General features: G+C 71.6%; 9 protein-coding genes and 1 other RNA gene. 3 read left to right on the forward strand and 7 right to left on the reverse strand.

What is annotated here, in order from left to right:
• Positions 1-169: 169 nt before the first annotated feature.
• Positions 170-1,486, forward strand: a complete 1,317-nt coding sequence (locus tag PKF00_RS08345) for an aminotransferase family protein (protein WP_271216802.1) — start codon at positions 170-172, stop codon at positions 1,484-1,486.
• Between the two features lie 287 nt (positions 1,487-1,773).
• Positions 1,774-2,586 carry a methyltransferase domain-containing protein gene (locus tag PKF00_RS08350; protein ID WP_271216803.1) on the forward strand — a complete coding sequence of 271 codons (813 nt, stop codon included), beginning with the start codon at positions 1,774-1,776 and terminating at the stop codon, positions 2,584-2,586.
• A gap of 278 nt (positions 2,587-2,864) precedes the next feature.
• Here the strand turns inward: PKF00_RS08350 and dprE2 are convergent, their stop codons facing one another.
• The 5 genes from dprE2 to PKF00_RS08375 form a co-directional block, all read right to left on the reverse strand.
• Positions 2,865-3,608: a decaprenylphospho-beta-D-erythro-pentofuranosid-2-ulose 2-reductase gene (gene dprE2, locus PKF00_RS08355; protein WP_271217035.1), complete on the reverse strand. Its 744-nt coding sequence runs from the start codon at positions 3,606-3,608 to the stop codon at positions 2,865-2,867.
• 118 nt (positions 3,609-3,726) lie between these two features.
• Positions 3,727-5,052, reverse strand: a complete 1,326-nt coding sequence (dprE1, locus tag PKF00_RS08360) for a decaprenylphosphoryl-beta-D-ribose oxidase (RefSeq protein ID WP_271216804.1) — start codon at positions 5,050-5,052, stop codon at positions 3,727-3,729.
• On the reverse strand, positions 5,049-5,969 hold the full coding sequence (locus PKF00_RS08365; RefSeq protein WP_425582270.1) for a decaprenyl-phosphate phosphoribosyltransferase: 921 nt from the start codon (positions 5,967-5,969) through the stop codon (positions 5,049-5,051). The genes dprE1 and PKF00_RS08365 overlap by 4 nt, the downstream gene beginning before the upstream one ends.
• A gap of 253 nt (positions 5,970-6,222) precedes the next feature.
• Positions 6,223-8,460 carry an acyl-CoA dehydrogenase family protein gene (locus PKF00_RS08370; protein WP_271216806.1) on the reverse strand — a complete coding sequence of 746 codons (2,238 nt, stop codon included), beginning with the start codon at positions 8,458-8,460 and terminating at the stop codon, positions 6,223-6,225.
• A 54-nt stretch (positions 8,461-8,514) separates the two neighbouring features.
• Complete coding sequence (locus PKF00_RS08375; RefSeq protein ID WP_271216807.1) at positions 8,515-9,813, reverse strand: hypothetical protein; 1,299 nt, start codon at positions 9,811-9,813, stop codon at positions 8,515-8,517.
• A 634-nt stretch (positions 9,814-10,447) separates the two neighbouring features.
• Here PKF00_RS08375 and PKF00_RS08380 point away from each other — a divergent pair.
• Positions 10,448-11,566, forward strand: a complete 1,119-nt coding sequence (locus PKF00_RS08380) for a S1C family serine protease (RefSeq protein WP_271216808.1) — start codon at positions 10,448-10,450, stop codon at positions 11,564-11,566.
• Positions 11,567-11,811: 245 nt separating this feature from the next.
• Here the strand turns inward: PKF00_RS08380 and PKF00_RS08385 are convergent, their stop codons facing one another.
• Together PKF00_RS08385 and ssrA are read right to left on the reverse strand one after the other, a co-directional pair.
• Complete coding sequence (locus tag PKF00_RS08385) at positions 11,812-12,642, reverse strand: isocitrate lyase/PEP mutase family protein (protein ID WP_271216809.1); 831 nt, start codon at positions 12,640-12,642, stop codon at positions 11,812-11,814.
• 293 nt (positions 12,643-12,935) lie between these two features.
• Positions 12,936-13,320: a transfer-messenger RNA gene (ssrA, locus tag PKF00_RS08390) on the reverse strand.
• Between the last annotated feature and the right edge of the window lie 265 nt (positions 13,321-13,585).

The raw sequence follows: 13,585 nt of genomic DNA on the forward strand, positions 1-13,585 counted from the left end.
CCGGAAGGAGAGCCGGTAGGCCCTGGCGGGGAGGTGTGCCGGCTCTCCTGCCACCGCCTGTCCGCCGTGTCGCGGCGGACCGCGGTGAGCGTGCCTTGGTTCTCGGGGAGGGCGCGCGGACACGGCTTCAGTCTTTCGTTCGATTCTTCCGCAGGAGGAGCAGGAGCCCATGCTTGACCAACGCCGAACCGATTCCACCTGGCCGGCCGACATCTCGTCGTTCTGCTTCGAGGTCCCCTACTCGGAGAACTCCATCCTCTTCGAGTCGGGCAAGGGGGTCCGCCTGTTCGACGCGGCCGGACGCGGCTATCTCGACGCGATGTCCGGGGTGTTCGTCACCTGTTTCGGATACGACTGCCAGCCGATCATCAAGGCGATGACGGAGCAGTTGCAGAAGATGGCCTTCAACCCGCCGTTGCACGGGACGAACCGGGTCGCGCTGGCCCTGGCCGACGCGCTGGTGGATCTGGCGCCGCCGGGGATCAGGGCGGCGAAGCTGGTCAGCGGCGGTTCGGAGAGCATCGAGACCGCGGCGAAGCTCGCGCGCTTCTACCACCGCCTCCAGGGCGCGGCGGGCAAGGTGAAGATCCTCAGCTACTACCACGGCTACCACGGTTCGACGTTCGGCGCGCTGTCCCTGACGGGTGTCCCCGGTGTCAGCAGCATGTTCGGCCCCCCGCTGCCCAACGTGGTGCACGTGTGGCCGCCGGACTGCTTCGAGTCCTTCTGGGACGTGCCCGCCAAGGAGTCCGGCGCGCTGGCCGCGTCGATGCTGGAGCGGACGATCGAGGCCGAGGGCCCGGACTCGGTGGCGGCGCTGATCATCGAGCCCGTCATCCAGCAGCGCGCGATGGCGATCCCGACGCCGGAGTACCTTGCGCGGATCCGGGAGATCTGCGACCGGCACGACATCCTGCTGATCTTCGACGAGATCGTGACCGGCTTCGGCCGTACCGGACAGCCCTTCGCGGCGCAGACCTTCGGTGTGACGCCCGACCTGTTGTGCACGGGCAAGGGGATCTCCGGCGGCTACTCCCCGCTGGCCGCGGTGCTGATCCACGAACGCGTCGCGCAGGCGCTCGGCGTCGCCAGCGGCTCGCTGACCTTCGGCCCGACCCACACCTACTCGGCCAACCCGCTCTCCTCCGCGGCGGGTCTCGCCTCGGTCACCCACTTCAGGCAGGGAGGCTTCACCGACGTCGTCCAGAGGCTGGCCGCCCTGCTGCACCCTCGCCTGGAACAGGCGGTCGGCGAGCGCGGCACGGTCCGCTCCGTGGGCCTCCTGTTCGGGATCAAGCTGTCCGATCCGGAGGGGCGCGACGTCGGCGCCCTGGTCTCCCAGGCGTGCCTGCGGCGCGGCCTGATCCTTCGCGGCCAGGACGACTGGATCGTGCTGGCTCCGGCGTTCGTGACCTCGGAGACCGACGTCGAGGAGATCTGCCTCACCCTCACCGACGCGCTCGAAGAGGTCTACGGCACGGGCTGACCCTCACCGGCGCGCCCGGCCCCATGAGAACGGCAGCCGCCGGACGACCGTCCTGCGGCTGCCCGGGGAGTGCGAGAACGCCTTCTCCGACCGCCTCACGCATCCGAACCGAAAAACCAGATCCGGGGAATTGTTTATCTTGCCGGGAATACAGGGCGGCGATATATTCTGCCGGGATCCGCCCCCCTCCGTTTCGCGGAGAATCGGTTTGGATCGTTCACCGGAACGTGTCGTGTGGCTCGCGTGATTCGGACACCAATCCCCGCTTCCGACCACTGGAGATGGATATGACCACTGACAACACCATGCCGAGTTCCGCGGACATCTCCGACTTCTATGACGTCGCCACCCATGTCCTGACCACCATCTGGGGCGACAGCTTCCACGTCGGCTACTGGTTGTCCGACGACGACGACAGCTCCGACCGGCAGGCGGTCGAGCGCACCGAGGAGCTGCTGACCGGCAAACTCGGGGCGTCGTCCGGCGACCGCGTGCTGGACCTGGGCTGCGGGATCGGCGCGCCGGCCTTCCGGCTCGCCCAGGTCACGGGCGCCGAGGTCCTCGGCGTCTCGATCGACCGGGGCCAGATCGACGAGGCCAACCGCCGGGCCCGGGCCCTGGGGGTCGAGAAGCGGGTGTCGTTCGAGCTCGCCGACGCCCTGGAGCTGCCGTACGCCGACGACTCCTTCGACGCGGCCTGGGCGATCGAGTCGCTGATCCACATGGACCGGCCGCCCGCGTTGCGCGAGCTCGGTCGCGTGGTGCGGCCCGGCGGCCGGATCGTCATCTCCGACCTGCTCGAACGCGAGCCGCTCAGCGACGGGCAGCGCGACCTGCTGGAGAGCATGGCGTTGAGCCCGGTGCTCACGCTGGACGCCTACCGCAAGCTGGTCGAGGAGTCCGGCCTGGAGGTGGTCGAGCTGACCGACGTCTCCGAGCACACGCACCGGACGCACGCGCGGATGGCCGACTCGGCCCGCCGCCACTACGACGAGCTGGTACGGCTTCACGGCGCCGAGGCGGCCGAGGTGCTGGGGGTGATGCTGTCCCCGGTCGAGCTGGGCATCGTCGTCGCCGTCCTGCGAAGCCCCGGCGCGTAGGACCGGCTCCGGCGGCCCGCGAAGGGGCGGGCGCGAGCTCCGGCGACCCTCGGAAGAACCGGGGAGAGAGCACCGGAAACACCCAGGAAGAAGTCACGGGAAAAGGGCCAGAGAAACCATCCGGAGAATGCCGTCCGGCGGGGGAAGGGAATTGGATGCGTTCCACTCCCCCGCCGGGACGGCAATCGAACGGCTTTTCCCGAAAGGCGTCCTGATTTCTCCGCCCTATGCCCTGACCTTTTTCCGCGGCAGGGCGGAGAAAGGCCGGCGGAAATGTCTCAGCGGGGCATCCTTCGCCAGACCGCGCGGGGCAGGACACGCATCACCGCGAAGAGGACGCGCAACGCACCGGGCACCCACACCACCTCGGCGTCCGAGCGCAGGCCCGCGACCACCGCGTCGGCGACCTGGCCCGGCGTGGAGGACAGCGGCGCCGGGGACATCCCCTTGGTCATCCTGCCGACGACGAAGCCGGGCCGCACGATCATCACCCGGGCCCCCGAGCCGTGCAGCGCGTCGCCGAGTCCCTGGGCGAAACCGTCCAGGCCCGCCTTGGCCGAGCCGTAGACGAAGTTGGCCCGGCGCACCCTGATGCCGGCGACCGACGACAGGACGACCAGCGTGCCGTGGCCCTGCTCGCGCAGGCGCCGGGCGGCGGAGAGCCCCGCGGAGACGTGTCCGCCGTAGTTGACGGCGACCGCCCGCGCGGCGGCCACCGGGTCGGCGTCGTAGACCTCCTGGCTGCCCAGGACGCCGAAGGCGGGGATCACCACGTCGAGGTCGCCGACCAGCTTCACCGCGGCCTCGATCACCTCGCCGTGCGTCTCGGGACGGGAGGCGTCGAACTCCAGCAGGTGCACCTGCGCGGCCCCGATCACCGGGGGCGTGTCGCCGGGGTCGCGGGCCGCGAGCACGACCTTGCGCGCCCCGTCGCGGACCAGGCGCTCGACGATCGCCAGACCGATCTCACTGCGCCCGCCCAGCAGCAGCACGGTGTCGACCGAGCCCAGGGAGTTCTTCACTGAGCAGGCCTCCTCGACGACCGCACGGAACAGGACCTCACGGGAACGCACCTCCTCACCGGGCCTGACGGCACCGGTCTCTCGGGCAGCGGCCTCACCTCACGGAGCGGGCCCCGCCTCACAACGCCAGCCTTCTGGCCAGGTCCGAGCGGAAGACCCCGGCGGGATCCGCCTCGTCGCGGACCTTGCGCCACTCCTGGAGCCTGGGATACATCACGGCCGCGTCCCGCGCCGACATCCGGGAGTCCTTGGCCAGGTAGATCCGGCCGCCGGCCTCGGCGACCCAGCCGTCGAACTCCCTCAGCAGCCCGGCCAGCCCCCTGCGGCCCGCGGGGATGTCCAGGGCGAGGGTCCAGCCGGGGATCGGGAACGACAGCATCCCCGGCGTCGCCTGGCCGAACCGCTTGAGCACGGTCAGGAAGGAGACCACGCCCTCGGCGGAGAGGCGGGAGACGATCCGCCGCAGCGTCGTCTCCTCGCCGAAGGGCACGACGAACTGGTACTGGACGAAGCCGTTCGAGCCGTAGACCCGGTTCCAGCCCTCCACGAAGTCCAGCGGGTGGAAGAACGGCGCGATCCCCTGGACCAGGCCGGTCGCGGGCCGCGCCCTGCGGTACCACGCCTCGTTGAAGGCCCGCACGGTCAGCGGGTTGAGCAGGCCGTTCGGCGCCCACGGCGGGGCCTTCAGCGTCGACCCCGGGGCGAACGCCAGCGGGTCCGCGCCCCTGGGCAACTCGTCGCGGCCCGCGTGGTCGCCCCGGGTGAGCACGCTGCGGCCCATCCGGCCGCCGGAGGCGAGCAGGTCGATCCAGGCGACCGTGTAGCGGTAGCGGTCGTCGGTGGCGGTCATGGTCTCGAGGGTGTGGTCCAGGTCGCGGGTGCGCTCGACGTCGACCCGCATGCGCGAGGTCTCGATCGGCACGCACCGGAAGACCGCCTCGGTGATCACCCCGGTGAGGCCCATGCCGCCCACCGTGGCCCAGAACAGGTCGTCGGCGGGGGTGAGCGTACGGCTGTCGCCCTCGGCCGTGACCAGCGTGAGGGAGGTCAGGTGCGCGCCGAAGGAGGAGTCCGCGTGGTGGTTCTTGCCGTGGACGTCGGTCGCCACGGCTCCGCCGACCGTCACGTGCCTGGTGCCGGGCGTGACGGGGACGAACCAGCCCCTCGGCACCAGGGCCTTCATCAGGTCGTGCAGGCTCAGCCCCGCGGCGGCGGTGACCAGGCCCGTGGTCTCGTCCAGGGACCACGAGGTCAGCGCGGTGCAGTCGAGGACGAGTCCGCCCGCGTTCTGCGCGGCGTCGCCGTAGGAGCGGCCGAGTCCTCTGGCCGCCACACCGCGGTCGGAGGCCCGCCGTACGAGCTCGGCGACCTCCTCGCGGGAGCGGGGCCGGGCCAGGTGCGCGGCGGTGGGCGCGGTACGGCCCCAGCCGGTCAGCAAGGTCATGTCAGGTAGATCCCGATCAGGAGCGGAAGGAGAAGAAGGGCGACGAACAACTGCAGGGGCCGGTCACGCAGGGCGAGTTCCTCGGGCTCCTCTCCGACGCCCCGGTCGACCAGCAGGTTGTGTCGCAGGACGATGAGCACGAAGGGGACGATGCTGATCGGATAGAAGGGGCCCGGGTGCTCGTTCAGCGCCCACAGGCAGTAGGTCACGATCATGGCCCCGGAGGCCATCGCCCTGACGTTGGCCAGGTAGCCGGGCGTGTAGGCCGCCAGGATGGCCCGGGTGGCGTTGCCCGTGGAGTTGCCGAGGGAGGCGCGCAGCTCGGTCTCGCGCTTGCCCGCGACGAGCTGGAGCGAGCCGAGCGAGATCACCACGAGGAACCAGCTCGTCACCGGCACCTGGACCGCGATCGCTCCGGCGAAGGCCCGGATCACGTGGCAGCCCGCGACCGCGACGAGGTCGACCACCTCCTGGTGCTTGAGGTAGTAGGTGTAGGAGAAGGTCAGCGACAGGTAGCCCGCGACGACGAGCGGCAGACGCCAGCCGCCGGAGAGCGCGGCGATCGCGGGGGCCAGCACCACCAGCCCGACCCCGACGGCCCTGGCGAGCCGTACCGAGACCAGTCCCGCGGCGATCGGGCGGTTGCGCTTGCGGGGGTGGCGGCGGTCGGCCTCGACGTCGGCGGCGTCGTTGAGCATGTAGGCCCCGCTCGCCGCGGCGCAGAAGGCGGCGAAGGCGATCAGCGCGTCCAGCATCCCCTGGACGGTGAACAGCACTCCGGCGGCCGCGGGCGCCGCGAAGACCAGGCCGTTCTTCAGCCACTGGCGCGGGCGGCAGGCCCGCAGGAGGGCCATGGGCGAGAATCTCGGGGTGACGCCGACGGCCGTGGGCGAGTCCGCCTGCGGCTGTCCGAGCATCGTCTCCTCGTTCACCGGTTCACGATCGTCGAGCGCCGCCGTCGCCGCGGGCCCCGAGGGACCCGCGGGTCAGGAGGACACGACCCGGGAGGAGTGATAAGGGGGGAATAGTCGCTTTGGGCATAGTGATCTGATTCTTGTTCCTCCTGGCTTCGGCCACAAGGTCATCGAGCGCCCGAAAGGCCGTCATGGCCGGGACCGCAAAGGCGCGGGGCGACACAGGGCGGCGTGCGCCGCCCGGCTACCTGCCCGGCTACCTGCCCGGCTCGGGATCCCGGGGCAGGCCGAGCATCCGCTCGCCGATGATGTTCAGCTGGACCTCGGTGGTACCGCCGTAGATCGTCATGGCGCGGGTGGCGAGCGCGGCGCGGTTCCAGTGCCCCGCGTCCCCGAGCTTCGCGTCGGCGGCGACCACGGCGGCGGCCCCCAGCAGCGTGACCGCGCACTCCGCGACGTGCTGGGCGTGCGAGGTGGACAGCAGTTTGCGGACCGAGCCGTCCGCGCCGGGGTCGGCGCCGGTCAGCTGCCTCAGCGTCACCCGCAGGCCGAGCGCGTTGATCGAGTGTCCCTCGCAGACCACCCGGGCCAGATCCTGGCGCTCGGCGGCGGTGAGCTCGCGGCCGAGTCTGTCGGCCAGGCCGAGCAGGTCGGGGACCGAGGAGCCGGTGCCGCCCGACCCCGAGGAGAGCGAGACGCGCTCGTTCGACAGGGTGTTGCGGGCGATCTGCCACCCCTGGCCGACCTCGCCGACCACCAGCTCGTCGGGGACGAACACGTCGTCGAGGAAGACCTCGTTGAACAGGCTCTCCCCGGTCATCTCGGTCAGCGGCCTGACCGTGACGCCCTCGCCCTTCATGTCCACCAGGAAGTAGGTGATGCCCTCGTGCTTGGAGCCCGTCGAGGAGGTGCGGGCGACGCAGATGCCCCACTCGGCGACGTGCGCCAGCGAGGTCCAGACCTTCTGGCCGTTGAGCCGCCAGCCGCCCTCCACCCTCTCCGCCCTCATCTGGAGCGAGGCGAGGTCGGAGCCCGCGCCGGGCTCGGAGAACAGCTGGCACCACAGCAGCTCGCCGCTCAGCGTGGGGGGCAGGAAGCGCTCCTGCTGCTCGGGCGTGCCGTACGCGACGATCGACGGCACCACCCAGGCGCCGATGATCATCTGAGGCGGTCTGACCCTCGCCGCCCTCAACTCCTGGAGGATCAGCACCTGCTCGAGCGGCCTGGCGTCGCGGCCCCACGGGCTGGGCAGGTGCGGCATGACGTAACCGGCGGCGGCCAGCGCCCGCTTCTGCTCCCTGCCCTCCAGCTTGGCGAGCTCGGCGACCTCGGCCCTGATCCGCTCGCGGAGCTCGGCGGCGCTCTCGGGGAGGTCGAGCTCCATCTCCCGGCTCACGCCGTTCAACGCCAGCGAGACGACCGAGTCGGCCCACTCGGCCGAGGGGCCGAGCAGCGCGCGCAGGCTCAGGGCCCGGCGGTAGTAGAGGTGGGCGTCATGGTCGTAGGTGTAGCCGACACCGCCGAAGATCTGGATCGCGTCCTTGGCGCACCGCACCGCGGCGTCAGGGGCCACCACACCCGCGATCGCGGCGGCGTAGGCGGACTCGTCCCCCGCCTCACCGGTCGCGTCCGCCGCCCGCGCCCGCCACGCCGCGGCCCTGGTGGCGTCCCACACGGTGGCGCGGGCCTGTTCCAGTGCGACGAGCATCAGGGCCGCCTTGTGTTTGACGCCCTGGAACTGCCCGATCGGGCGGCCGAACTGCACCCGCACCCTGGCGTACTCCGACGCGGCGCTCACGCACCACGACGCGATCCCCGCCGCCTCCGCGCCGAGCAGGATCGCGGCCAGGTGGCGGACGTCCGCCTCGCCGAGGCCGCCGAGGACCCGCCCGGCCGGCACGGCCACCGCGTCCAGCTCGACCCTAGCCACGCCCCGGGTGAGGTCCAGCGGCCTGAGCGGGGTCACGGTCACGGCGGAGGCGTCCACCGCGACCCACTCCCGCCCCTCGTCCGTGCTCACCGGCAGCACCAGGACGTCGGCGAGCGCGCCGCCCAGGACCGGTTCGGCGACGCCGCCGATCGTCAGCTCGCCGTCCTGGCCCCGGGCGCCGGTGACGGCGGCGGTCAGCGCGACCGCGCCGGTCAGCGTGCCGTCGGCGAGGCCGGGGAGCAGCTCGGCGTGCGCCTTGCCGTCGGAGGCCAGGATCGCGGCGCTCGCCAGGACGGTCGGGAGATAGGGGCCGGGGGCGACCCGCTCGCCGAGGGCCTCGACGGCCACTGCGGCCTCCAGCAGGCCGTACCCGCTGCCGCCGTGCTCCTCGGGAAGGTGGAGGCCGAGAAGTCCCTGGTCGGCGAGGCTCGCCCAGAAGGCCGGGCGCTTGCCGCCCTCCGCCGCGACGGCGTCCCGCACGGTCTCCGGGGAGATGTTCCGCTGCGCCCAACCGGTCACCGACTCGCGGAGCGCCTCGTGTTCCTCACTCAACCCGATCGCCATGACAGCCTCCAGAGACGGCTCAGTGGTAGAACCATATTCTAGAATGTATTTCCATCACAACGCTCGTGCGCTGGCCGTCAGAGGGGCGATGTCAGCCCAGAGTTGCTTGCGTGTGTCCGGCACGGTGATGAGGAGCATGGCCGGCTTGCGACGGCCGATGTCCAGCAGCGTGAGGGCCGCCTGCGCGGTGTGCCTCTTGCCCTTCAGCACGTAGGTCACCCGGTATCCGAGCGTCCACCCCTTGCCGGTGGCCGGCTTCTGCGACGCGGTCCAGGCCACCTTGCTGCCCGCGGGGTAGTGGTTGCGGATCGCCCACTTCACCGCGCCCGCCGCGGCCTTGCGGAACTCGGCGTCGGTCTTCAGGTCGGCCTCGGGGGTGGTCCCGGGGAGCAGGCCTGAGGCGATCATCGTGTTCGGCTGCTGCGCCGCGCCCACCTGCTGGCCCGCGGAGAAGGACGGAATGTCCACGACCGCCCACGGCTTGCCCAGCTTGGCGTAGGTGATCGCCGCCCTGCTGTCGGTCACCGCGCCCAGCACCGGGCTCGGCGTGCCGGGCAGCGCCCGCATGGCCGTCTGGGCGGGCAGGGCGGGCAGCGTGATCGGGGGTGCCGACGGCGAGGGCGACACGGCGGCGCCGGTGCCCGACCCGCCGGTCCCGGAGGAGTCGGAGGGCTCGTCGCCGGAGAACAGCACGAAGATCAGAAAAACCGCGAGGGCGGTGAGGAGCGCCGCGCCGATGCTGTAGATCACCCGGATCGGGATGTCCCCGATCCGCATCAGCAGGCCGTCCTTCTTCCGCGGGCCGGAGCCCCCGGGGCGGGAGGTCACGCGGGGCGAGAAGGGCGCGGGAGGCGGTCCGGGCACCAGGGACGGAGCGGACCGCGTCCCGGAAGGCGGCCCGTCCTGGCCCGGCCCTCCGGCCTGGCCCGGCCCTCCGGCTTGGCCCGGTCCTCCGGCCTGGCCGGGACGGGCGGCGCGGAAGCGGATGGGATCGGTGGGAACGGGATCGAACCGGGCGGGCTCGGGCTGGGAGGCTCCGGGCACGGGGAAGGACCAGCCGGGCTCGGAGCGTACGGCCCCGCGCCCCGAGGATCCGCCGGCGGCCCGCGGCCCGCTCCCGGCCTCCGCCTCGGAGCCGTCGGCACCGGACTCCGTCTCGGTCGACTCCAGGCCGGGGAAACCCGCCATCGGGAAGAGCCAGACGGACTCCGTCTCCTCGGGCGCGGCCTCGACGGGGCCCGGCTCGGCGGGCTCGGTCTCAGGGGACGGCCCCGTGGAGTCCGGCCTGGGAACGAGCACGGTCTCCTCGCCGTCCCCGATGGGGAACCGCCGCGGCACACGAGGATTGATCATCGTGCCGTCCTCGGCACGAATGGCGGGTATGGGAGCCGTGGGCGCGTCATAGGACGGGATGTATCTGTCGTGAGAGCGCCCGGAGGAGTCACCGCCAACATCCGCCATGGGCGCCAGGCTATGTCACCTCGGCTGATAGATGGAACGCATACCATCACACTTCGGCCACGAGGCGCCCTCCATCCCCCACGTGTCCAGGCTTTTCCCCACGACTCGCCACCGCTCATCCGGACTCCTCCCGACCGCCTCCGCATGCCCCGGGAGCCGTCCCCCCATGGCCCGGCCGCCGCACCCCATGGCTGGGACGCCGCCTCCCCATGACCCGGACGCCGTTCCCCCATGACCGGGACGCCGTTCCCTCATGACCTCCTGGACGCCGCCTCCCCATGGCCGGGACGCCGCTCTCTCATGACCCGGACGTCGTTCCCCGCGGCCGGCGCACCGTTTCCCCCGGCAGTGCCCACTTCCCTCGGCAGAGCTCCGCACCCCGCACCCGGTGCCGCGAACGGCCGTCGCGCCCCCGGAAGACCCGTCACATCCCCGGAAGGCGAGGTCGGCCCGGTTAATCCCTCGCGGGCGTATCTTCCGCGATGAGCTGGGAAGATACTCCCGCATGCAGGCATGGACCTCACGTGTGGCGCTACTGACCGTCGCCGCCATGGCGCTCGCGGGCTGCGGTCAGAGCGCGAAACCGCCGACACCGGACGTGGAGCCGTCGGTCACGGTCACGACGACCAGCCCGCCACCGGGCGCGGGCGGCGCGCCCCCCGGCGGGATCGCGAGCACGTCACCGGGACCGACCGGCGGCGAGTCCACCTCGCCCGACGCCCTGGAGTCCAAGTACGAGCAGGTCATCACCACGGTGCTGCCCTCCATCGTGCAGATCACCACCCAGAACGGCCTCGGCTCGGGCGTCATCTACGACAGCGCGGGCCACATCATCACCAACGCCCACGTCGTCGGGCGGTCCAGGAACTTCGAGGTGTCGCTCGCCAGCGGCGGCAAGCCCCGCAGTGCGAAACTCGTCAGCGCCTACGAGCTCGGCGACCTGGCCGTGATCAAGGTGGACGACCCCTCGGGGCTCAAACCCGCCAGGTTCGGCGACTCCAGCAAACTGAGGGTCGGCCAGCTCGTCCTCGCCATGGGCAACCCCCTGGGCCTGTCCGGCAGCGTCACCAACGGCATCGTCTCCGCGCTCGGCCGTACGGTCAGCGAACCTCAGGAGCAGGGCGCGCCCGGCGCGACGATCACCGGCGCCATCCAGACCTCGGCCGCGATCAATCCCGGCAACAGCGGCGGAGCCCTGGTCAACCTCGCCAACGAGGTCATCGGCATCCCGACCCTGACCGCCGTCAATCCCGAGCTCGGCGGTGGCGCGGCCCCCGGCATCGGCTTCGCGATCCCATCCAACGCCGCGACCGACATCGCCAACCAGATCATCAAGAACGGCAGGGTCGTCAACACCCACAGAGCCGCCCTCGGAGTGACCGTGCAGACGGTGGCCGGTTCCGACGGCAGAGCCGCGGGCGTCGGCGTCGTGCGGGTTGCTCCCGGCGGAAGCGCCAGCAAGGTGGGCATCAGGCGCGGCGACGTGATCGTCGCGATCAACGACACCCCGGTCCCGAACACGCAGACCCTGTCGGAGGTCCTCGCCGCCCTGCGCCCCGGAGACCGCGCCAAGATCGAGATCCTGCACCCGGACGGCTCGACGGCGACGGTGACCGTGCCCCTGGGCGAGCTTCCCGTCGGCTGACCGGTCCGCCGCCCCCTCCGACGCGGACCCGAAACCCGGCCCCGAGACGGCGGCCGGGCACCGCCGCCCCGCGCCGGGGGATTCCAGGTTTCCAGGCGCATCCAGGGGTTCCGGATGCTCCAGGGGACCAGGCGCTCCGGACACTCCGGATGCCCTAGACGCTCCCAGCCCCCCGACACTCCGGGTGTTCCAGACACTCCGGTTGCTCCGGATGTTCCCGGCGATCCGGCGTCACCGCGGCGGTCTCACCCTTCCAGGAGGGCGTTGAGCTCGCCGTGCCCCAGGCCTTCCTCCAGCGCGGTGTAGGTGCCCGAGTCGAGCAACTCCCGCGTGGCGCGGCGGACCACGGCGTAGGCGGCCGACGCGATCGCGGAGCCCACGCTGACCCTGGCGACGCCGAGCCCGGCCAGCTCGGCGACGGCGGGGTCTCCCGGCCCCACCAGGATGTTCAGGGGCGCGGCGACGCCCTTCACGAGGGCGGAGACGGTCACGGGGTCGACGACCCCGGGGACGAAGACACCGCTGGCTCCGGCCTCGAGGTAGGCGGCGGCCCGCTCGAGGGCCGCCCCGAGGCGGTCCTCCCGTTCACCCGCGGCCCGCAGGTAGACGTCGACACGCGCGTTGACGTAGAGCGGGATCCCCGCCGCGTCCGCCGCCTGCCTGGCCGCGGCGATCCGCTCGCACTGCTCCTCGACCGGCCGCAACGGCGAGACCCCGCCGCGGAAGGTGTCCTCGATGTTGACGCCGACGGCACCCGCCTCGATCACGCCCCTGACCGTCTCCGCAACCCCTTCGGGCTTGCTCGCGAAGCCGCTTTCGATGTCGGCGGTGACCGGGACGTCCACGGCGGCGGCGACCCGGGCGACGAGGTCGAGCGCGCGGTCCCGGTTGAGTCGGTCACCGTCCGGCGCGCCGAGGCTCCAGGCGACACCGGCGCTGGTGGTGGCCACCGCCCTGGCCCCCGCCTCCCGGACCAGCAGCGCGCCGGCGACGTCCCAGGCGTTCGCCAGCACCAGCGGCTCGCCGCCCCTGTGCAGCGACTGGAACAACTCTGCCTTACCAGCAAGGTTCATCATGCGAAGGAGTAAACCAGTTCGGATCAGCACCGCCCCAGCCGTTTTCAGACATGGGCCCGCCTTCGGCCCGCGTCACCGGGCCGCTCGCGCTCACCCGTCACGCAGGGCCGTGGCGAACGCCGCGACGAAGCCTTCGGGGGTGTCACGCCACATGATGTGCCCGGGCCTCGGGAACGAGGCGGGATGAGGCGGAGGAACGCGGCCGGACGACGCGAAAGGGCGGCCGGGCGGACGTTGTCGTCCGGCCGACCGCCCTTCGGCGATCTGTTCCGTGTGTTTCCGGCACGGAACGGGGGTGGAGGTGGCGGGAATCGAACCCGCGTCCTTCAACTCCAAGACAGGGCTTCTCCGGGCACAGCCTGCTTCGCTTTTCTCAGCCCCGGCGATCACGCAGGCAAGACGCCGACGGGCTCAGCCACTGTTAGATTTCCCGATCTTCCCCGTGGCCGGGTCGATCGGTTGAGCCTCCTAGCGATGCCGGATCCGGGCCGGAGGCGCTCCCGGGCCGGCAGAAGTCACTCGCTGCTTAGGCGGCGAGTGCCAGGCGAGCCTGGCTGACTTCGGAGTGCGTCTTATTGGCACTTATTGGTCGCGGTCACAGTGTTAACGAGGTTATGTCCGCAGTCCTCGACCCGCTTCCCCTGGCTTGCAAAGTCAAAGTCGAAACCAGTCACCCCCCTGTTGAGTTGTCAACCCGGTCCCGAGGAACCGAGCCATCCGAAGATACCCGTTACAACACCGGTAACGCCAACTCGATTCCCCATGACGGGGGCAAGGCCGCCCGGTGCCGGGTGCGCCGGCGACGACAGACGGACGGCGACGCCGTTCCCCTGGATCACGGTGTCGGAGAACCCCCTGGATCAGAGCGTCGGAGAACACCCCGCCGGTGATCTGGGGGAAGGTGTCACGTCCGCTCCTGCCCCCCACACCGCCATGACTGCCG

The organism is Streptosporangium carneum, from assembly GCF_027922005.1.
GTDB classification, from domain to species: Bacteria; Actinomycetota; Actinomycetes; order Streptosporangiales; family Streptosporangiaceae; genus Streptosporangium; species Streptosporangium carneum.

Excerpts from the sequence above, each read along its gene's own strand:
- PKF00_RS08365 (WP_425582270.1), bottom strand. The coding sequence starts at position 5,969 with ATGCTCGGACAGCCGCAGGCGGACTCGCCCACGGCCGTCGGCGTCACC.
- PKF00_RS08370 (WP_271216806.1), bottom strand. The coding sequence starts at position 8,460 with ATGGCGATCGGGTTGAGTGAGGAACACGAGGCGCTCCGCGAGTCGGTG.
- PKF00_RS08375 (WP_271216807.1), bottom strand. The coding sequence starts at position 9,813 with ATGATCAATCCTCGTGTGCCGCGGCGGTTCCCCATCGGGGACGGCGAG.
- PKF00_RS08345 (WP_271216802.1), top strand. The coding sequence starts at position 170 with ATGCTTGACCAACGCCGAACCGATTCCACCTGGCCGGCCGACATCTCG.
- dprE1 (WP_271216804.1), bottom strand. The coding sequence starts at position 5,052 with ATGACCTTGCTGACCGGCTGGGGCCGTACCGCGCCCACCGCCGCGCAC.
- PKF00_RS08385 (WP_271216809.1), bottom strand. The coding sequence starts at position 12,642 with ATGATGAACCTTGCTGGTAAGGCAGAGTTGTTCCAGTCGCTGCACAGG.
- PKF00_RS08350 (WP_271216803.1), top strand. The coding sequence starts at position 1,774 with ATGACCACTGACAACACCATGCCGAGTTCCGCGGACATCTCCGACTTC.